Raw genomic sequence first — 18,618 nt, 5'->3', positions numbered from 1 at the left:
GTGCTGCTGCGTGCCCGCGAACGGGCTGCGGAGCTCGGTACGCCGGCCGTGCTCCCGGGTGTCGGCGCGGTGCTGCGCGTGCTGGCCGCCGCGACCGGGGCGCACGCGGTGGTCGAGGTCGGCACGGGTGCCGGCGTCGCCGCGCTCTGGCTGCTGCGGGGCATGCCCCACGACGGTCAGCTCACCACCATCGACCGCGAGGTGGAGCACCAGCGGGCCGCGCGGGTCGCGTTCGCGGAGGACGGCGTCGCGCCGCAGCGCACCCGCATCATCCCGGGGCGGCCGGGGGACGTGCTGCCCCGGCTGGCGGACGGCGCGTACGACCTGGTGCTCGTCGCGAGCGACCCGCTGTCGTACCCGGAGTACGTCGACGAGGCGCTGCGGCTGCTGCGGCCGGGCGGTGTGCTCGCCGTCGACGGAGCCCTGCTGCGGGACCGGGTGGCCGACCCCGCACGCCGCGACGAGCTCACCACCGTGGTGCGTGAGGTGGGCCGGACGCTGCGCAACGACGAACGGGTGCTGCCTGCCATGCTGCCGAGCGGGGACGGACTGCTGCTGGCCGTCCGCCGCTGACCCGCGGCGGACGACCGGGACGAGAAGGATTCAGGCGACGACGGTCTGGAGAGCGTCGCCGAGCTCGCTCGCCTCGGTCGCGTTGAGCTCGACGACGAGCCGGCCGCCGCCCTCGAGCGGCACACGCATCACGATGCCGCGCCCCTCCTTGGTGACCTCGAGCGGTCCGTCACCCGTCCGCGGCTTCATCGCAGCCATGTGTGGCTCTCCCATTCCGTTGTCCGGTGTGTAGCAGCATTCATGTTCCCGGCGAATGCCGAGGGCACGGACCCATTCTAGTTCAATTGGCGCCCCTTACTTTCCACCTGTCCCGCGCGGGTCCGGGCGAACACCGCCTGTTCGTCGCGCGACCCGCCCACCGTCGGGTCAGCCGAGACCGCGCAGCGCGGCGGCCGGCGGGGCCTCGTCGCGGACGGCCGCCACGAGGTCCAGGACGCGCCGCGTCGCCCGCACGTCGTGCGCCCGGAAGACGCGTGCGCCGAGCCAGGCCGCCACGGCCGTCGCGGCCAGGGTGCCCTCGAGCCGCTCCTGGGGCGGCAGGTCCAGCGTCTCGCCCACGAAGTCCTTGCGGGACAGCGCCATGAGCAGCGGGAACCCCAGCCCCGCCAGGGTTCCCGTACGGCGCAGCAGCTCCAGGGAGTGCCAGGTGTTCTTGCCGAAGTCGTGGGTCGGGTCCACGAGCACGGACGCGCGCGGCACACCGCACGCCACGGCGCGCTCCGCGCTGCGCCGCAGCGTCTCCACGACGTCGGCGAGGAGCCCGCCCTCCCCCGCCCCGGCCTCGTCCGGAACCCTGCTGACCTGCGGTTCCGCTGCCGCGGGGTACTCCACGCGGTAGGGGTCGGTGCGCGGCAGCGCGCCGCCCGTGTGGGAGCAGACGACGCCGACGCCGGCCGCGCCCGCCACCTCCACCAGGCGCGGGTCGTGACCCGCCCAGGTGTCGTTGACGAGGTCTGCCCCCGCGTCGATCGCGGCGCGGGCCACCCCCGCGCGCCAGGTGTCGACCGACACCAGCAGGTCCGGCACGGCCGCCCGGACCGCCGCCACGAACGGCACCACGCGCCGGATCTCCTCCGCCTCGTCGACCGGCGCCCCGGTCCCGGCCCGCACGCCGCCGACGTCGAGGATCTCGGCGCCGTCCGCGTACGCGCGCTCGGCGGCGGCCAGCGCCGCGGCGTCGTCGGGCAGGCGGGCCGGGGCGTAGAACGAGTCGGTGGTGCGGTTGAGCACCGCCATCACCACGGGCCGCACGGCGTGCCCGTCCCGGCCCAGCTCCCGGCCGCGCAGCACGAGCGGGGCGGAGGGCGGCGGGACCACGCCCTGCATCATGCCCTGCACCTCACCCTGGCCGGCCTCCCGACGAGCTTCCTGACGCGCGTCGTGACCTGCGACCCGACCGCCGGCGTCCGGGTCGCCGACCCTGCCGCCGTCGCCCGGACGGTCCACCTACGAGCCGCCCAGCGAGCGGGGCAGCACCGGCTCGGCCGCGTCCTCGGTGGCCCGCTCGGCGGCCGCGGCCGCCTGGAGCGCCGCCTTCTCCGCGGCGATCTGGTGCGCACGCTGCACCACGTGCCGCACGGCCTCGGCGGGGTCGTCGGTCAGGTGCACGATGTCGAGGTCGACGTCGCTGATGGTGCCGTGCGCGAGCGCGGTGGACCGCACCCACTCCAGCAGACCGCTCCAGTACTCCGTGCCCACCAGGACGATCGGGAACTGGGTGACCTTGTGCGTCTGCACCAGGGTGACGGCCTCGAACAGCTCGTCAAAGGTGCCGAAACCACCGGGAAGGACGATGAATCCCTGTGCGTACTTCAGGAACATCGTCTTTCGCGCGAAGAAGTACCGGAAGTTGATTCCCAGGTTCACGTACTCGTTCACGCCCTGCTCGAAAGGCAGCTCGATACCCAGGCCCACCGAGGTGCCGCCCGCCTCCGCGGCGCCCTTGTTCGCGGCCTCCATGACGCCCGGGCCGCCGCCCGTGATGACGGAGTACCCGGCCTCGACCAGGAGCCGGCCGACGGTCTCGCCCGCCCGGTAGTCCGGGTGGTCCGGCTTGGTCCGTGCCGAGCCGAACACCGACACCGCCTTGCCGAGCTCGGCGAGCGCCCCGAACCCCTCCACGAACTCGCTCTGGATGCGCAGCACGCGCCACGGGTCGGAGTGCAGCCACTCCGTGTCCTGGTCGGGCGCCAGGAGCCGCTGGTCCGTCGTGGTGCGGGGGATCTGCTTGCCGCGCAGCAGCACCGGACCGCGGCGGTACCCGCGGCCGGACTGTGGGATGCCTTCGTCGCTCATGCGACCAAACTAGTCGTCCAGCAGCCAGGCCCGCAGCGCGTCGCGGCACTGCGCGAGCTGCGCCACGGGCAGCCGTTCGTCGTCCTTGTGGGCGAGCAGCGGGTCCCCGGGGCCGAAGTTCACGGCGGGCACCCCGAGCTCGGCGAACCGGGCGACGTCCGTCCACCCGTACTTGGGCGCCGGCTCCCCGCCCGTGGTGTCCAGGACCGACCGCACGAACTGCGCGGCCAGCGGGTCGTCGAGGCCCGGCCGGGCGCCGCCCGCGGCGTCGGTCACCACCACGTCGAACCCCTCGAACACCTCGCGCAGGTGCGCCTCCGCCTCCGCGACGGAACGCTCCGGCGCGAACCGGTAGTTCACCTCGACCGTGCAGGCGTCCGGGATGACGTTGCCCGCGATGCCGCCCTCGATCCGCACGGCGTTGAGGCCCTCCCGGTAGACGAGGCCGTCCACCTCGACCGCACGCGGTTCGTAGGCGGCGAGCCGCGTGAGCACGGGCGCCACGGCGTGGATCGCGTTCTCGCCGGTCCACGCGCGCGCCGAGTGCGCCGCGACCCCGCGGGTGCGCACCTCCACGCGCATCGTGCCGTTGCACCCGCCCTCGATGCCCGCGTTCGAGGGCTCGCCCAGGATCGCGAAGTCGCCCCGCAGCAGGTCAGGGTGGTTGCGCGCGAGGCGACCCAGGCCGTTGAGGGCCGAGTCGACCTCCTCGTGGTCGTAGAAGATCCACGTCAGGTCGTGCGCGGGCGTGGTGCCGGGGGCACCGAGCTCGGTGGCGAGCGCGAGGGCGACGGCCACGCCGCCGAGCATGTCGACGGTGCCCCGGCCCCAGAGCACGGCGTCCTGGCCCGTGCCCTCCAGGCGCGTCGGCAGGTTGTCGGCGATCGGGACGGTGTCGATGTGGCCGGCCACCACCACGCGCCGGTCGCGGCCCAGGTCCGTCCGGGCCACCAGCGCGTCACCGTCGCGCACCACCACCAGGTGCGGGCAGGCGCGCAGGGTCGCCTCGATCGCGTCCGCGAGGGCCTTCTCGTCGCCGCTGACGGAGGGGATGTCGCACAGGGCCCGGGTGAGCCCGACGAGGTCCGACGGGTCGAGGGGCGCGGGGTCGGTCAGGGTGTCCACAGGGCAACCCTAGGCGCTGGTCACGGACGTTAGGCTGGAGGCATGACGACCGCATGGGGCTTCGGCCTGGCCACGATCGCCGACGACGGCACCACCCTCGACACCTGGTACCCCGCGCCGGCCCTCGGCGACGCCCCGGCCGACGCCACGCCGCCCGAGTCGCTGACGGCCCTCACCGGCAGCGACGAGCTGCGGCGCGTCCGGCTCGAGGTCGTGACCACGTCGATCGACCTCGCCGACCCGCCGAAGGACGCCGCGGACGCCTACCTGCGCCTGCACCTGCTCTCCGCCCGGCTCGTCCGGCCGCACGGGCTGAACCTGGACGGCATCTTCGGCGTGCTGACCAACGTGGTCTGGACCAGCGCCGGCCCGTGCGCCGTCGAGGGCTTCGAGGAGACGCGCGTGCGCCTGCGCGCCCGGGGCCTCGTCACCGTCTACGGCGTGGACAAGTTCCCGCGCATGGTCGACTACGTGCTCCCGTCGGGCATCCGCATCGCCGACGCCGACCGCGTCCGGCTCGGCGCGCACCTGGCCCCGGGCACCACCGTGATGCACGAGGGCTTCGTCAACTACAACGCCGGCACGCTCGGTGCCTCCATGGTCGAGGGCCGCATCTCGGCAGGCGTCACCGTGGGCGACGGGTCCGACGTCGGCGGCGGGGCCTCGATCATGGGCACCCTGTCCGGTGGCGGCAAGGAGGTGGTGTCGCTCGGCGAGCGCTGCCTCCTGGGCGCCAACGCGGGCCTGGGCATCCCCCTCGGCGACGACTGCGTGGTCGAGGCCGGCCTGTACCTCACCGCGGGCACCAAGGTCACGGTGCTCGGGGCCGCTGCCGACCCGTACGGCGACGGCACCGCCCCCGTCAAGGCGCGCGAGCTCGCGGGCCGCAGCAACCTGCTGTTCCGCCGGAACTCGACCACCGGCGCCGTCGAGGTGCTCGACCGGACCGGCGTGGGGATCGAGCTCAACGAGGCGCTGCACGCGAACTGACCCCCTCGTCCGACGCCCCGCACCACAGGGAGCACGCAATGGCACTGCTGGCCGCGGCCGAACCGCCGGCCCCGCCCGCGCCGCGGCGCCCGTTCCGGCGCGCCCTCACGTACCTGGTCGCCATCGGGTCGGTGTGCGCCGTCGCGACCGTCGGCGTCGTCGTCGGGCTGAACCGCCTGACCGGCGGCGGACCCGTGACCGAACGCTGCACCGCCGAGCTGGACGGCGCGGACTGGTTCCTGTCACCCGCCCAGGCCGACAACGCAGCGCTCGTGGCGGGCACCGCGGTCGCGCGCGGGCTCCCTGCCCGGGCCACGACGATCGGCCTGGCCACGGCCCTGCAGGAGTCCAAGCTCATCAACATCGACCACGGTGACCGCGACTCGGTGGGCCTGTTCCAGCAGCGGCCCTCGCAGGGCTGGGGCACGGTGGAGCAGATCATGGACCCCGTCTACTCGACCAACGCGTTCTACGACATGCTCGTGGAGGTCGAGGGCTACGAGGACATGGCGGTGACCGACGCCGCCCAGACGGTCCAGCGCTCGGCCTTCCCGGACGCGTACGCGCAGCACGAGATGCGGTCGCGGGCCTGGGCGTCCGCACTGACCGGCAACTCCCGCGGGGTCCTGTCCTGCGAGCTCGCCCCGGTGGCCGACGGCGACCAGCGGGCCCCGGACGCCGCGCGCGACGTGGTGGCCGGCCGGCTGGGCCGGGACCTGGGGCTCGCGCCGGCCACCGAGGCGACCGACCCGAGCCGGCAGGACCCGGCGTCGGCCACGGTGACCGTGGACGCAACACCGCTCACGCCGGACGACCCGGGCCGTGGCGCCTGGGCGACCGGCCAGTGGGCCGTGGCGACCGCACAGGCCACGCAGGCGATCGAGGTGCAGGTGGCCGACCAGGTCTGGCTCCGCGAGAAGGCCGACTGGCTCCCGGCGGAGACCCGCCTGCCCCCGGGCGAGGTCGCCATCACGGTGGACGCCGCGGAGTAGCCCTCCCCCGCGGTGGAACGACCCCACAGTGGAACGACCCCACAGTGGAACGACCCCACAGTGGAACGACAGCGGGACAGAACCGGTCCGGTTCTGTCCCGCTGTCGTTCCACCGCGGCAGGCTTGGGGCTAGTTGCCGCCGTCGCCGCCGAAGCCGGCCAGGCCCGACGGGTTGCCGCCCTCGTCGCGGCGGGGCCGCGGGCGCTCGTAGTCCTCGTCCACGTGCAGCTCCGCGACGTCGTCGCCGAGCTGGGCCAGCAGCGCGTGCCGGGCCTCGCGGCGACGACGCTGCTCCAGCGGCTCGGGCACGGGTGCCGCGGCGATGAGCCGCTGCGTGTACTCCTCGCGGGGGTGGTGCAGCACCTCCTCGCGCGGGCCCTGCTCGACGATCCGGCCGTTCTGCAGCACCACCACGCGGTGGGCGAGCAGGTCGATCACGGCGAGGTCGTGGCTCACGAACAGGCAGGCGAACTTGTACCGCTCCTGCAGCGTCGTGAACATCTTCAGCACGTTGGCCTGCACGGACACGTCGAGGGCCGACGTGGGCTCGTCCGCGACCAGCAGCTCGGGGTCGAGCGTGAGGGCGCGGGCGATGCTGACGCGCTGCCGCTGGCCGCCGGACAGCTCGTGCGGGTACCGGTTGTAGACGCTGCGGGGCAGCTCGACGGCGTCGAGCAGCTCCAGCACGCGGCGCCGGCGCGACTTGTCGTCGCCCTCCTTGTGCACCACGAGCGGCTCCGCGATCACGTCGCCGATGGGCAGCCGCGGGTTGAGCGAGGAGGCCGGGTCCTGGAAGACGACGCCGATGCGGCGGCGCAGCGCCTTGAGGTCCTTGCCCTTCATCCGGCGGAAGTCGCTGCCGAGGATCGACACCGAGCCGGACGCCGCCGGGATGAGCCCGAGCGCGCACTTCGCGATGGTTGACTTGCCCGAGCCGGACTCCCCCACGAGGCCCACGATCTCGCCCTGCGCCACGGACAGCGTCACGTCGTCCACGGCCCGGAAGGTCGGCTTGCCCACGCGGCGGTACTCGATGACCAGGTTGCTCAGGTCGAGCGCGGGCAGGTCGCCGGCCGCCGCCTGCACGGGCGCGACGTCACCGAACTGGCCGGGCCCGGACCCCAGGTGGGGCACGGCCGCCAGCAGGCGCTTCGTGTACTCGTGCCGCGGGTGGTTGAGCACCTGGTCGGCGGTGCCCGTCTCCACGAGGTCGCCCTTGAGCATGACGGCGACGCGGTCGGCCATGTCGGCCACCACGCCCATGTTGTGGGTGATCAGCAGGATGCCGGTGTTCAGCTTGTCCTTGAGCGAGCGCAGCAGGTCGAGGATGTCGGCCTGCACCGTGACGTCCAGGGCCGTGGTGGGCTCGTCGGCGACGATCACCTTGGGGTCGCACGCGATGGCCATGGCGATGACCACGCGCTGCCGCTGACCGCCGGACAGCTCGTGCGGGTACTGCTTGAGGCGCCGCTCCGGCTCCGGGATGCCCACCATGGCCAGCAGCTCCGCGGCGCGCGCCAGGGCCTGCTTGCCGAAGGCGATGCCGTGCAGCTGGAGCCCCTCGGTGAGCTGGTCGCCGATGGTGAGCACCGGGTTGAGGGCCGTCATGGGCTCCTGGAACACCATGGCGATGTCGTTGCCGCGCATGGTGCGCAGCCCCTTGCCGTCCAGGGCGCCCACCACCTTGTCGCCCACGCGGACGGTGCCGCCGATGCGGGCGTTGCGCGGCAGCAGGCCCAGCGCCGTCATCGAGGTGACGGACTTGCCGGAACCGGACTCGCCCACGAGCGCGACCACCTCGCCGGGGCGCACCTCCAGGTCGATGCCCTTGACGGCGTGCACCTCGCCGAACTCGGTCTTGAACGTGACGTCGAGGCCCTCGAAGGAGAGCACGGCGTCGCCGGCCGCCGACGCGGCACCGGGAGTGCTGATGTCGAGAGTGGTCATGCTCAGTCCTTGGTCCGGTTCTGGCGGGGGTCGAACGCGTCGCGCAGGCCGTCGCCGATGAAGTTCACGCACAGGGCGATGGTCAGGATCATGATTCCGGGCCACCAGAACAGCCACGGCCGGGTGGTGAACGCGGCCTGGTACTCGGAGATCAGCGTGCCGAGCGAGGTGTCGGGCGGCTGCACGCCGAACCCGAGGAAGCTCAGCGAGGTCTCCAGCAGGATCGCGCTGGAGATGGACAGCGTCGCGGACACGATGATGACGCCCACCGCGCTCGGCAGCACGTGCCGGGTGATGATGCGCCACGGGCCCGTGCCGACCGCGCGCGCGGCGAGCACGAAGTCCCGCTCGCGCAGCGAGAGCACCTCGCCGCGCACCAGGCGGGCCAGGCTGGTCCAGGTGACCAGGCCGAGCACGAACGCGAGGCCCCAGATGCCGGAGTCTCCCGCCATGCGGCCGAGCACGGCCGCGACCGCCAGCAGCGGGATGATGATGAAGACGTCGGTCACGCGCATCAGCACCGACTCGACCCAGCCGCGGTAGAACCCGGCGAGGGCGCCGATCACGGTGCCGACCACGGTGGAGATGATGCCGACCGCGAAGGCGATGATGAGCGAGAACTGCGTGCCGCGCATCACCAGGGCGAAGTAGTCCTTGCCGCCCGTGTCCTGGCCGAACGGGTACTCCCAGGTGGGCGCGCCGTCGCCGATCTTGTCGTACTGGAGCGTGTAGTCCTTGGGCCACCAGCCCGGGATCGGGCCGATGCCGATGGATGTGAACGCGACCACGATGACGATGCCGAGCACGATCATCGAGGCGATGGCGCCGCGGTGCCGGAAGAACCGGCGGGCCACGAGCTGTCCCTGGCTGTAGGACTTGTCCTCGCCCGGCAGCGGGGCGGCCGAGCCGCCCGCCGCCAGGCCGACGGGGTCGGTGCCCGCCACCGAGATCTGCGGCTCGTAGTCCTCGCCGCCCGGGTTGCTGTTCCTGATGTCACTCATTGTCTGTGTCTCCTGCCGTGGCCCGCGCTCAGCGCCGGATCCGGGGGTCGAGGGCCGCGTACGCGAGGTCCGCCACGAGGTTCATCAGCACCGCCGCGATGCCGGTGACGAGGAAGAACGCCATGACGGGCGCCGGGTCCACCGCGTTCAGGCCGTCCTGGAACAGGGCGCCCATGCCCTTCCAGCCGAAGACCTGCTCGGTGATGACCGCACCGCCGATGAGCGCCGCGAAGTCGAACGCGACGATCGTCGTGATCGGGATGAGCGCGTTGCGGAACGCGTGCTTGACGATGACCTCACGCTCGGACAGGCCCTTCGACCGGGCGGTGCGCACGTAGTCCTGGTTCAGCGTCTCCAGCATGGAGGAGCGCGTGTACCGCGAGTGCGTGGCCACCGAGACCAGGGTGAGCAGCACGGTCGGCAGCAGGATCTGGGTGCCCATGTCGAGCACCTGCTCCCAGAAGTCGCCGGTGAAGTTCGGCGTCTGCGACCCGATCGTCGAGATCGGCCGCGACTTGATGCCCAGGAAGCTGGCCCAGTTCGCGATGAGGATGTCCGCCACGACCGCGAAGGAGGTGATGACGCCCGTGACGCCGGTGATGAGCATGACCTGCTTGCGGGCGTCGCCGCCCCAGGCGGCGCCGATGCCGACCGAGACGAGGATCGCGAGCACGAACAGCCCGGCGAGCAGGCCCCACGACGGCTGGTTGACCAGCAGCGGCGCGAAGGCGAGGTAGGCGACCGCGCCCACGACGGCGGTGGTGAGCGCCGCGTACAGGGCCCGCCGGTTGCGCAGGCCGGCCACGAGGGCCGTGACCAGCACGCCCGCGGCCGCCGAGACCACCAGCACTCCGCCGATGCCGAACACCGGGTTGCGCCACCAGTCGAGCGCGTTGAACACGAACAGGAGGACGGCGACGAAGGCGAACGCCGCGGCCGCCGTGATCAGCCGGCGCCGCGCGGAGCCGCCGAGCACCGCCTGGAGCACGAACCCGACCACCAGCGCGGCGATGACGATGGTCCACGGGGCGTACTGGCCCACGACGATCCAGTTGTTGTACTGGATGGCCGCGTACTCCTTGAGCAGCGTGGCCGCCCAGAACACCGGCAGCGAGAAGAACAGGAACGCGCTGAAGGTGACGACGTAGTCGAACCCAGAGTACTGGCGGATGGCCGTGAGGATGCCGAGCGCGATGCCGACGACGATGGCGAGCACCGTGGCCACGGTGATGAGCCGCAGCGAGGAGGCGGCGGCCTGCTGGGTGAGGCCCAGCACGTCGACGCCGTTGATCGTCACGCCGAGGTCGCAGTTGCCGGTGAAGCACCCCAGCACGCCCGAGAGCCAGTCCCAGTACCGCTCGAACGGGTTGTCGTCGAGCCGCAGCAGCGCGGACCGCTGGTCCATGAGCTGCTGTCGGTTCTGCGCGTTCGACTCGCGCAGGTCCTTGAGCGGGTCTCCTGAGTTGATCGTCAGGATGAACATGAGGAATGAGGCGCCGAGCAGGACGAGCGCCGAGACGCCGATGCGTCGGAGGATGAACTTGAGCACGGGTTGGCCCTTCGAGGCGGACGCAGCACGGCGTCTGCTGGGGAAAGCGATCAGTGGGTCACTCTAGGACAACGGATGAAATGTGCCGCCATCGCCCCGGGGCGAGGCCGGAAAATATCCGGACGGCGGCGGGCAGACCTGCGGGGAAGGGAACAGGCGCTCCCTTCCCCGCAGGTCCTGCGTCAGGCTCGCGTCAGGAGGCGCGAGACCACTGCTCGGCGTTCCACACGACGCCGCCCTGGGCGGCCGTGGCGCGCACGTTCTGCACGCTGGAGCTGCTCGCGATGACGCCCGGGTGGGCGAACAGCGGGATGCCGTAGAGGGTGTCCCAGAGCTGCTTCTCGATGATCACGCGCTGCTCGGCGTGCACCGTCTCGTCCGTCGTCGAGGAGAGCGTCTTCCACGCCTCGTCCACGGTCTCGTCCGAGTACTTGCCGTAGTTCTGCTGACCGGTGCTCGAGTAGATGTTCTCGCCCGAGGTGATCTGGCCGGAGCCCTGCCACGCGAAGAGCGCGATCTCGTAGTCACCGTTCGGCAGGTCCTTGTCGAAGAAGTCCTCCGCGGCGGAGTCCTCGACGTCGAAGCCGACCTGGTCGCACGAGGCCTTGATGGCCTCGACCTCAGCGGCACGGCGCGGGTTCGGCGCGGCGTAGCCGATCCGGACCTTCGCACCCTCCTCGAGGCCGGCAGCCTCGAACTTCTCCTTGGCGGCGTCCAGGTCGACCTCGTCGTAACGGCCGTCGTAGGACTCGGAGACGGTCGACTCGTACTCGTCCTGGAACGGGAAGACCTCGCGGGCGTTCATGACGACGGCCTCGGGGTCGATCGGCTTGATCAGGTCGTCCACGATCTTCTGGCGCGGCACGCAGAGGGCGAACGCCTCGCGGGCCTCCAGGCTGTCGGCGAAGATGCCGGAGCCGAAGTTGTAGTCGAGGTGCTCCCAGGTCAGGGTCTGACCGGTCTGGACGGTGACGGCGTCGCCGAGCTGCTCGAGCTGCTGCACCGTGTCGACGGTGGGGCCGTTCGGGTTGATCGCGTCGAGGTCGCCGTTGGCCAGCGCCTGGATCTGCGCGTCGGCGCCGACCACGCGGAACGTCAGCTCCTTGGTGGCCGCCGGGGTGCCCCAGTACTTGTCGTTCGCCTCAAGGGTGATGTACTGGCCGGCCTCCCAGCCGTCGGCCTTGAAGTTGTACTGGCCGGTGACGGGCGTGAGCGCCGGGTCCGGGACCTGGCCCGGCTCCGAGAGCCAGCCCTTGTTCCAGAACTCCGCGGCCTTCTTCAGCACGTCGAGGTCGAGGTCCTGGATGGCCGTGACGAGCTCCTCGGTGGACACGCCGGCCTGCTCGGCCACGACGTGCGCCGGGAACGGCGAGTTGACCAGGATCCGCCAGTCGGCGTTGACGCGCTCGTAGTCGTACGTGAACGTCTTGGCGTCGGCCGAGTCGGCCTGCGGGCCCTCGGGCACGTAGTCACCCAGCGTCAGGCCGGAGATGTGGTTGAACAGCGGCGTCTCGGAGGCGTCGTCGGTGACCTTGCCATCCTCGGTGATGGCCTGTGCGGCCCAGTCGAGCAGGTAGTCCGCGTAGGTGACCGGCGTGCCGTCCGACCACGCCGCCTCGTCGTTGAGGGTGTACTCGACCTGCAGCGGGTCCTCGGAGACCGCCTCGTAGGTGCCGTAGGCGTCGTCGGGGCAGACCGTTCCGTCGGTGCCCCAGTACCAGAAGCCGCTGAACAGCCGGTCGGTGACCGCGGTGTTGTAGGTGGAGTAGGTCTCCGGCGTGTTCGAGTTGTAACCGAGAAACTCGTCCTCGTTCGACACCTTGAGCTCGCCGTCAGCGGTGGTGACGTCGCCGATGTCCGCCTTGCACGGGCCGTCGGCCGCCGCCGAGGTAGCAGTGCTCTCACCCTCGGCCGGGTCGTCGCTGCCTGCCGGGCTGGTGCACGCCGAGAACAGCAGCGCGCCACTGGCGGCCACTGCGACGGCGGCGCTCAGTCGCCTGATCTTCAATGTTCCTCCTCAGGGGAATGCCGGGGCCGGACCACCGGTGCCGCGCCGCAGCGCGCGACCGGGTGAGACGTCCGTCACCGTCATGGTTTCCGCTCACGCTACTCACGCGTTGGGAGGATTTGCCCAAGTTCGTCGGCGGGCGGATCTGATCGTTACCGACCTGATATCGCCCCGTAGCGGCATCGTCGCTACGCATCAGGGACCGAAACAGGACGTTAACACCTCGGGTGAAAAGTCAGACCCAGCCGTGCGAGCGTGCCACCGCGACGAAGACCCCGCGGGCCGCGAGCACCTGCTCGGCGGTCAGCGTGGGCACGCCGGCCAGCAGCACCTCGGTCACCTCCGTCGCGAGCTCCCGCTCGGACGGTGCGTCGCCGTCCGCCCGCGAGGCGGCGTCGGGCAGCGGCGGGAGGAAGGTGGGCACGCCGGTCACGCCGCCGCCCACGCCTGCCGTGGCGAGCACCGGCGCGGGCGTCACGAGCGTGACGGTGGAGGCCTTCAGGCCCCGGTCGCCGTCCTCCACGGTGAAGTCCACGACCGCGCCCACGGCGAGGTGGCGCTTGTCGAACTCCAGGTCGTTGACGTGGATGAACACGTCGTCGCCGCCGGTGTCCGGAGCGACGAAACCGTAACCACGCACATCGTCGAACCTGATGACCTTGCCTTGAACCACGACACACACTCCGCCTCGTAAGAATCCCTGCGAGTTCGAGTGTAGGACGGTTGTCCAACTCCGCTCGGCGGGGCGCGCCAGGAATGCCCACCTCGAGCAGGAGCGGTCGCGCTCCGGGACGACGGCGCGGCCGGGCGGGGCTAGCGTGCCCTCATGACCGTCCGCGCGCTGGAGACCCCGGAGGTGCTGCGTCGCGCCGACGAGCTGGCCCGGATCTACCAGCGCGCGTTCGGCTACTCGGACGAGCGGCGCGACCACTTCCGGGACACCCGGCTCGCCTACCTCCCGCTCTACGACGGCGCCCTGACCCTCGGTGCCTTCGACGGCACGGACCTCGTCGGGTTCGTCTACGGGTTCGACTACCAGCCCGGGCACTGGTGGCCGCAGCAGGTGGGCCCCGCGCTGGCGGACGCCGGGCACGCCGGCTGGACCGACGACGCGTTCGAGCTCAACGAGCTGGAGGTGCTGCCCGAGCACCAGGGCCGCGGGCACGGGACGGCGCTGCTGCGCGAGCTGCTGTCCCGGGTCGCCCACCGGCACACCCTGCTGTCCACCACCGCCGACCCGGGCGACCGGGCCAAGGTGCTCTACCGGCGTCTCGGGTTCGTGGACCTGGTACCCGGCTTCCGGTACGCCGGCGTCGCCGAGCCGGCGAACATCATGGGCCGGCGCCGGGCGGGCTGACGCCCGCGCCGGTCAGCGCGTCCGGTCAGCGGGTCCAGACGTACGGCGTCGTCGTCGACACCCGGTGGAACCCGTAGCGCTCCAGGATGGGGCGCGAGTACTCGGTCGAGTCGCTGTTGATCAGCGTCTTGCCCCGGGCCAGCGCAGACCGGGCGCGGGCGGCCGTGAGCGCCCGGTAGATGCCCCGCCCCCGCCACTCGGCACGCGTGCTGCCGCCCCAGATGCCCGCGAAGTCCGTGCCCGGCACGGGTTCCAGGCGCCCCGCGGTGACGATCCGGCCCTCGGCCTCGGCCACCCAGAGCTCCATGCCGTCGTCCAGCGCCTGCCGGCGCAGGATCGCGTTCGCCGTCGCGTCCGACGGCGGGGACCCGAACACCTCGTCCTGCATGGCGCACATCGCGCGGACGTCGCTCTCCTGCGTGACCTGGCGCAGCGCCACGCCGTCGGGCAGCGGCACGTCGACGGCGAGGGCCGCCGCCTCGCCGATCATGATCGACTCCGCTTCCTCCGGGACGAACCCCCGCTCGACCAGGGCCTCGTGCAGGCCCGGTGCGTGGTCGTGGCCGCGGGTCTTCCACTCGACGTTCGTGATGCCGCCGTCGGACCGGAAGTGGGCGACGGCGCCGTCGACGAGTGCTCGCACGCCCGCCTCGTCGGCGCCGCCGAGGTCCTGGTAGGTGACGAACCCGCGCCCGCCCAGGAAGGTCACCAGCCGCAGGGGTCCGAGGCGGGTGACCGAGACCGCGCTGGGGGTCTCGGCGTCGGTGCGGAGCTGCTCGTCGTACGCCCGGAGCAGGCGGGAGGTGTCTGTCATGGGCCAACGTTCCGTTGCCGGGCCGCGGCCCGGCAACGGAATATCGGTCAGTCCTTCGCGGCCGCCGTGCCGTCGGCGACCACCGGCACCCCGTTCTCGGGGGTGGTCGGGGTGTCGTCCGGGTCCGCGGGCGTGGCAGCCGAGGTGGAGAGCTCGAACGGCTCGCCGTCGTGCTTCTCGACGCCCGTGTCCACCGTCTCCGCGAGCACCTGGACCGCCAGCTCCCGCTTGAGCACCAGCGGGTCGCTGGAGAGGTCCTTCCAGAGAGCGGCACACAGCACCAGCATCACCACGACGAACGGCAGCGCCGAGACGATGGTGATGTTCTTCAGGCCGTTGAGCGCGCTGGCCGGATCGTCGCCGCCGGCCAGCAGCATGGCGGCCGCGACGGCACCCGTGCTGACGCCCCAGAACACCACGGACTTGCGGCTGGGGTGCTCGGCGCCGTTCTCGGACAGCCCACCCATGATGATGGACGCGGAGTCCGCCCCGGTGACGAAGAAGATCGCGACCAGCACGACCGCGAGGACCATCAGACCGATCCCGACCCAGCCGGGCACCGGCAGTGCGCCGAGGGTCTGGAAGAAGATGAGGTCGAAGTTGATGTCGGCCCCGCCCTCCCCGATCGCGGCGAGCGCGGCCCCGGTGTCCTGCGCCTGCTCGGCACGCTCCTGCAGACCGATGGCTCCGCCACCGAAGATCGCGAACCAGACGGTGGAGACGATCGAGGGCACGAGCAGCACGCCGGTGACGAACTGGCGCACCGTGCGGCCACGCGAGATGCGCGCGATGAAGGGGCCTACGAACGGCGTCCAGGAGACCCACCAGGCCCAGTAGAAGATGGTCCAGGTGCCCATCCAGTCGGACAGGGACTGGTCGCCGGAGGCCGCTGTCCGCGAGGCCATCTCCGGCAGGTCACCCACGAAGGCGCCCAGGGAGGCGGGCAGCACGTTGAGGATGAAGAGCGTGGGTCCGCCGATGAAGACGATGACGGCGAGCACGAGCGCGAGCCACATGTTGGCGTTGGACAGCCACTGGATGCCGCGCTCGATGCCCGAGACCGCGGAGAGCACGAACAGGCAGGTGAGGACCGCGATGATGATGACCAGCGTCACGGTGCCCACGGACTCCATGACACCGGAGTGCTGGATGCCGCCCCCGATCTGCAGGGCGCCCAGGCCCAGGGAGCAGGCCGAGCCGAACAGGGTCGCGAGGATCGCCAGGATGTTGATGACCCGGCCGCCGGTGCCGTTGACGGCCTTGCGGCCGAACAGCGAGGTGAACATCGAGCTGAAGAGCTGCGAGCGGCCCAGGCGGTAGGTGCCGTAGGCCATGCCCAGGCCGACGATGGCGTACATGGCCCAGGGATACAGGGTCCAGTGGAAGAGCGTCTGCCCCATGGCGGTCGCGGCGGCCTCGGGCGTGGACCCGTCGACCGTGCCGGGCGGCGGCGCCATGTAGAAGTACAGGGGCTCGCCGACGCCGTAGAACATGAGGCCGATGCCCATACCGGTCGCGAACATCATCGCGATCCAGGAGGGCGTCGAGTACTGCGGCTTCTCGCCGTCCTGACCCAGCGGGATCTTGCCGAACCGGCCGAGGGCCACGACGAGCACGAAGATCGTGAAGATGGTGGCCGCGATGACGAACAGCCAGCCGAAGTTCTGCAGGACGCCGGCGAGCGCGCTGTCCGCGACGGAGCCGAGGGTGTCGGAGCTGACGAAGCCCCACACGATGAACGCGAGGGCGATGATGCCGGCGACGCCGAAGACGACGCGGTCGGTGCCGACACGCTGGTCCTGCGGTCCGAGTGCGGCCCGCTCGACGCGGCGGGCGCCGCGCTGGATACGCCCCAGCAGGGTCTTGGTGGATTCTGAGGTACTCATGACAACGGCCCTCCTCTCCGCCCCGGGTCTGCCGGGCGGTCACACGGGAGGGCCAGGACTCCTTTACGGGTGAAGCGGTCTGCTAACCAACGCTTCACCGTAACACCACACCTATTTTTCACCCGGCAGGATGGTCCCGCCACGCGGAGGAGCAAGCCCGGCTGACGTGTTCGGTCGGTTGCCTCGAGATCGGTCCGTCGACGGACCGATCTCGAGGCAACCGACCGAACACAGCGGCCTGCTGGTCAGCCCTTGAGCCCGCTGTGCGCCAGGCCCTGCACGAACTGCTTCTGCGCCACGAGGAACACGGCCAGGACGGGCAGCACGGTGAGCGTCGTCGCAGCGAGCTGGACGTTCCACATGGGCCCGCCGTAGGCGTCGACGTACTGCGTGAGCGCCTGCGGGAGCGTGAAGTTCTCCTTGCTGGAGAGGTACACGATGGGTTCGAGGTAGAGGTTCCAGGACTTGAGGAACGTGAAGATCGCCACGGCGCCGAGCGCGGAGCGGGACAGCGGCACGGCGATGCGCCAGAAGACGCCCCAGCGGCCGAGCCCGTCGATCCGGCCGGCCTCCTCCAGCTCGACGGGGAGCCCGAGGAAGAACTGCCGCATGATGAACACGGCGAGCACGGCGGGCGCCCCGAGCACGGGGATCACGATGAGCGGCCAGTGGGTGTCGATGAGCCCGAGGCTGTTGACGATGCGGAACAGCGGGACGATCGTCACCTCCGACGGCACCAGGAGGCCCACGAGCACCAGGACGAACAGCGCGTTGGCCCCGGGGAAGCGGATCCGCGCGAACGCGTAGCCCGCCATCGCCGCCACGAGCATGGTGCCGAGGGTGACCAGCACAGCGATGTACAGGGAGTTCCAGTACTGCTGCGCGAACGGTTGCAGGGTGAACACCCGGCCGTACGCCTCCAGCGACGGGTCCTGCGGCCAGACGGTCGGCACGCGGCGCAGGATCTCGCTCATCGGCTTGAGGCTGGAGGTCGCCATCCACCAGGTGGGGAAGACGAACGGCACGCTCAGGACGGCGAGGACCAGCACGAGCAGCCAGCGGGTCCAGGCACGGCGGGCCCGGACGCCGAGCCGGCGAGGTGCCGGCGTGGTCCCGGCCGGGGTCGCGCCGGGCGGCGCAGCCGGGGTACCGGGCCGCGCACGGCCCGGCGTCGTCACGGGCATCACGTCAGACTTCATGGAAGACCCACCTCTTGCGCGACTGCCACTGGAGCAGCGTCAGGACGAGGACGATGAGGAACAGGAGCACCGCCAGGGCGCTGGCATAGCCGAACTCGTTGAACCGGAACGCCTGCTGGTACAGGTAGTAGACGAGCACCGTGGTCGAGGTGCCGGGGCCGCCGCCGGTGAGCACGTCGATCTGCGCGAACACCTCCAGCGAGCCCACGATCGTGATGATCGAGACCAGCAGGATGGTGGGGCTGATCAGCGGCAGCGTGATGGAGCGGAACCGGCGCCACGCGCCGGCGCCGTCCAGCCGGGCCGCCTCCTGCAGCTCCTCGGGCACGCCCTGCAGCGCGGCCAGGAACAGGATCGTGTTCAGGCCCACGTTCTTGAAGACCTGCACGATGATCACCGCGATCATGGCGGTGGTGGGGTGGCGCAGCCAGTTCGGCCCCTCGATGCCGAGCACCGACAGGAACCCGTTGATGCCGCCGTCGGCCTGGAGCAGGAAGCTCCAGACGATGGTCCAGGCGACCAGCGAGACGACGACGGGCGAGAAGAAGAAGGTCCGGAACGTGGTGGTGCCGGGCAGCTCCTGGTTGAGCAGGACGGCGAGCAACAGCGCCAGCGCGATGTTCACCACGACGAGCCCGATCGAGAACCAGACGGTCGCCGCGAGGGCGTCGCCCAGGCCCGGGTCGGACGCCATCCGCTGGTAGTTCTCCGCGCCGACGAACGTGAACGTGTTCGCCAGGACGTTCCACTCGTGCAGGGAGTACCAGACCACCATGCCGAGCGGCAGGACGACGAAGGCGAGCGACCCCAGGACCACCGGGGCGACCATGGTGTACCCGACGAGCCAGTCGCGGCGCACCGCCGCTGACGCTGTTGCCACGA

The 18,618-nt window shown here is 71.4% G+C and carries 17 protein-coding genes; 4 read left to right on the top strand and 13 right to left on the bottom strand.

All coding sequences use genetic code 11. From position 1 onward, the window contains the following. Positions 1–573 (top strand): O-methyltransferase, encoded by a 573-nt coding sequence (locus tag ACIG47_RS03615; protein WP_397416610.1) that lies wholly within the window; start codon positions 1–3, stop codon positions 571–573. A 30-nt stretch (positions 574–603) separates the two neighbouring features. On the opposite strand, the gene ACIG47_RS03610 is transcribed toward ACIG47_RS03615, so the two are convergent. The 4 genes from ACIG47_RS03610 to dapE form a co-directional block, all read right to left on the bottom strand. Beyond that, positions 604–771: a DUF3117 domain-containing protein gene (locus ACIG47_RS03610; protein WP_119138860.1), complete on the bottom strand. Its 168-nt coding sequence runs from the start codon at positions 769–771 to the stop codon at positions 604–606. Between the two features lie 168 nt (positions 772–939). Further along, positions 940–1,899, bottom strand: a complete 960-nt coding sequence (gene folP, locus ACIG47_RS03605; protein WP_397429990.1) for a dihydropteroate synthase — start codon at positions 1,897–1,899, stop codon at positions 940–942. Between the two features lie 120 nt (positions 1,900–2,019). Next, entirely contained in the window at positions 2,020–2,868 is an 849-nt protein-coding gene (locus ACIG47_RS03600) for a TIGR00730 family Rossman fold protein (RefSeq protein WP_397429648.1), read from the bottom strand. 9 nt (positions 2,869–2,877) lie between these two features. Further along, entirely contained in the window at positions 2,878–3,993 is a 1,116-nt protein-coding gene (gene dapE, locus ACIG47_RS03595; protein WP_397429647.1) for a succinyl-diaminopimelate desuccinylase, read from the bottom strand. A 42-nt stretch (positions 3,994–4,035) separates the two neighbouring features. On the opposite strand from dapE, the gene dapD reads away from it, so the two are divergent. After that, the gene (gene dapD / locus ACIG47_RS03590) at positions 4,036–4,983 is read left to right on the top strand and encodes a 2,3,4,5-tetrahydropyridine-2,6-dicarboxylate N-succinyltransferase (RefSeq protein ID WP_397429646.1); all 948 of its coding nucleotides are present in this window, start codon (positions 4,036–4,038) and stop codon (positions 4,981–4,983) included. Positions 4,984–5,021: 38 nt separating this feature from the next. Continuing rightward, on the top strand, positions 5,022–5,975 hold the full coding sequence (locus ACIG47_RS03585; RefSeq protein WP_397429645.1) for a hypothetical protein: 954 nt from the start codon (positions 5,022–5,024) through the stop codon (positions 5,973–5,975). Positions 5,976–6,104: 129 nt separating this feature from the next. On the opposite strand, the gene ACIG47_RS03580 is transcribed toward ACIG47_RS03585, so the two are convergent. The 5 genes from ACIG47_RS03580 to ACIG47_RS03560 form a co-directional block, all read right to left on the bottom strand. Then, on the bottom strand, positions 6,105–7,922 hold the full coding sequence (locus tag ACIG47_RS03580) for an ABC transporter ATP-binding protein (protein WP_397429644.1): 1,818 nt from the start codon (positions 7,920–7,922) through the stop codon (positions 6,105–6,107). Between the two features lie 2 nt (positions 7,923–7,924). Then, positions 7,925–8,923, bottom strand: a complete 999-nt coding sequence (locus ACIG47_RS03575) for an ABC transporter permease (RefSeq protein WP_397429643.1) — start codon at positions 8,921–8,923, stop codon at positions 7,925–7,927. A gap of 28 nt (positions 8,924–8,951) precedes the next feature. Then, positions 8,952–10,472: an ABC transporter permease gene (locus tag ACIG47_RS03570; RefSeq protein WP_397429642.1), complete on the bottom strand. Its 1,521-nt coding sequence runs from the start codon at positions 10,470–10,472 to the stop codon at positions 8,952–8,954. 193 nt (positions 10,473–10,665) lie between these two features. Beyond that, entirely contained in the window at positions 10,666–12,480 is a 1,815-nt protein-coding gene (locus ACIG47_RS03565; RefSeq protein ID WP_397429641.1) for an ABC transporter family substrate-binding protein, read from the bottom strand. Between the two features lie 235 nt (positions 12,481–12,715). After that, positions 12,716–13,153: a cold-shock protein gene (locus ACIG47_RS03560; protein ID WP_397418021.1), complete on the bottom strand. Its 438-nt coding sequence runs from the start codon at positions 13,151–13,153 to the stop codon at positions 12,716–12,718. Between the two features lie 153 nt (positions 13,154–13,306). On the opposite strand from ACIG47_RS03560, the gene ACIG47_RS03555 reads away from it, so the two are divergent. Next, positions 13,307–13,837 carry a GNAT family N-acetyltransferase gene (locus tag ACIG47_RS03555; RefSeq protein WP_397429640.1) on the top strand — a complete coding sequence of 177 codons (531 nt, stop codon included), beginning with the start codon at positions 13,307–13,309 and terminating at the stop codon, positions 13,835–13,837. Between the two features lie 25 nt (positions 13,838–13,862). Here ACIG47_RS03555 and ACIG47_RS03550 read toward each other — a convergent pair whose 3' ends face one another. The 4 genes from ACIG47_RS03550 to ACIG47_RS03535 form a co-directional block, all read right to left on the bottom strand. Continuing rightward, positions 13,863–14,651: a GNAT family N-acetyltransferase gene (locus ACIG47_RS03550; RefSeq protein ID WP_397429639.1), complete on the bottom strand. Its 789-nt coding sequence runs from the start codon at positions 14,649–14,651 to the stop codon at positions 13,863–13,865. A 47-nt stretch (positions 14,652–14,698) separates the two neighbouring features. Beyond that, positions 14,699–16,537 (bottom strand): BCCT family transporter, encoded by a 1,839-nt coding sequence (locus tag ACIG47_RS03545; protein WP_397418014.1) that lies wholly within the window; start codon positions 16,535–16,537, stop codon positions 14,699–14,701. Positions 16,538–16,782: 245 nt separating this feature from the next. After that, positions 16,783–17,736, bottom strand: a complete 954-nt coding sequence (locus tag ACIG47_RS03540; RefSeq protein WP_397429638.1) for a carbohydrate ABC transporter permease — start codon at positions 17,734–17,736, stop codon at positions 16,783–16,785. Continuing rightward, complete coding sequence (locus ACIG47_RS03535; protein WP_397429637.1) at positions 17,726–18,616, bottom strand: carbohydrate ABC transporter permease; 891 nt, start codon at positions 18,614–18,616, stop codon at positions 17,726–17,728. Before ACIG47_RS03535 ends, ACIG47_RS03540 begins: the two co-directional genes overlap by 11 nt. Positions 18,617–18,618: the final 2 nt, after the last annotated feature.

The organism is Promicromonospora sp. NPDC052451 (genome assembly GCF_044547525.1).
GTDB lineage: Bacteria > Actinomycetota > Actinomycetes > Actinomycetales > Cellulomonadaceae > Promicromonospora.
This window is presented reverse-complemented; position numbering and strand designations above follow the sequence as displayed.

Bases quoted from the DNA above. Each gene is read 5' to 3' on its own strand.
- ACIG47_RS03610 (WP_119138860.1), bottom strand. From the start codon at position 771: ATGGCTGCGATGAAGCCGCGGACGGGTGACGGACCGCTCGAGGTCACC.
- folP (WP_397429990.1), bottom strand. From the start codon at position 1,899: ATGCAGGGCGTGGTCCCGCCGCCCTCCGCCCCGCTCGTGCTGCGCGGC.
- ACIG47_RS03600 (WP_397429648.1), bottom strand. From the start codon at position 2,868: ATGAGCGACGAAGGCATCCCACAGTCCGGCCGCGGGTACCGCCGCGGT.
- dapD (WP_397429646.1), top strand. From the start codon at position 4,036: ATGACGACCGCATGGGGCTTCGGCCTGGCCACGATCGCCGACGACGGC.
- ACIG47_RS03585 (WP_397429645.1), top strand. From the start codon at position 5,022: ATGGCACTGCTGGCCGCGGCCGAACCGCCGGCCCCGCCCGCGCCGCGG.
- ACIG47_RS03580 (WP_397429644.1), bottom strand. From the start codon at position 7,922: ATGACCACTCTCGACATCAGCACTCCCGGTGCCGCGTCGGCGGCCGGC.
- ACIG47_RS03575 (WP_397429643.1), bottom strand. From the start codon at position 8,923: ATGAGTGACATCAGGAACAGCAACCCGGGCGGCGAGGACTACGAGCCG.
- ACIG47_RS03555 (WP_397429640.1), top strand. From the start codon at position 13,307: ATGACCGTCCGCGCGCTGGAGACCCCGGAGGTGCTGCGTCGCGCCGAC.
- ACIG47_RS03550 (WP_397429639.1), bottom strand. From the start codon at position 14,651: ATGACAGACACCTCCCGCCTGCTCCGGGCGTACGACGAGCAGCTCCGC.
- ACIG47_RS03545 (WP_397418014.1), bottom strand. From the start codon at position 16,537: ATGAGTACCTCAGAATCCACCAAGACCCTGCTGGGGCGTATCCAGCGC.
- ACIG47_RS03540 (WP_397429638.1), bottom strand. From the start codon at position 17,736: ATGAAGTCTGACGTGATGCCCGTGACGACGCCGGGCCGTGCGCGGCCC.